This is a genomic window from Marinobacter sp. (assembly GCF_041984545.1).
In the GTDB taxonomy this organism is placed as follows: Bacteria; Pseudomonadota; Gammaproteobacteria; order Pseudomonadales; family Oleiphilaceae; genus Marinobacter.
This window is the reverse complement of record NZ_JBHIXV010000122.1, coordinates 1-507: the sequence shown is the minus strand read 5'-3', so window position 1 is coordinate 507 and position 507 is coordinate 1. Positions and strand designations below refer to the sequence as shown.

Here is a 507-nt window from a genome sequence, read left to right as displayed (position 1 = left end):
CAAGATCTTCAGGTCGTGCGCGTTCAATCTGATCAGCGTCCATCTTAGCGGCGTTGTCTTTTTTAGGTAAATCAAGAAGCGCCGGAGACTTAACCCAACCGTCTTGTTCTAATTGTTCAGCTTGAGACAGGTTTACAATTTCACCTTTAGGGCAGTTAGCGTGATACATCCATAATTTTGACATATTAATTACTCTCTCTATCTAATGAATAAAAGGCCCGTCCTTGGGCCTTATCGGTTGCTGCTTACTGAGCCGCGCCCCACACCGTCTTGACTGACTGAATAGAGAGAATCGAGACTCTATTCGGCTGGATATTGTGGATACGTTCTCGGGCCGAACTGTGATTCGACGCGGCGGGGTCACTTGCTCAAAATACTTCTGCCGCGCAGACTCCTAGCTCCAATGAAGTGCAGTTGGGAATAAAACAGATGAAGATACGCCTTTTGACAGGGCTTTTGACCCTGCTGATGCCGGCCATGGTCATGGCCGGTGAATACGGCCTGACG

At 48.5% G+C, this 507-nt stretch carries 1 protein-coding gene; it reads right to left on the bottom strand.

Annotated elements, in window-relative coordinates:
* Positions 1–184 (bottom strand): hypothetical protein (locus ACFC20_RS17840; RefSeq protein ID WP_375194151.1); only part of this gene is annotated, 184 nt, incomplete at its 3' end.
* Positions 185–507: the final 323 nt, after the last annotated feature.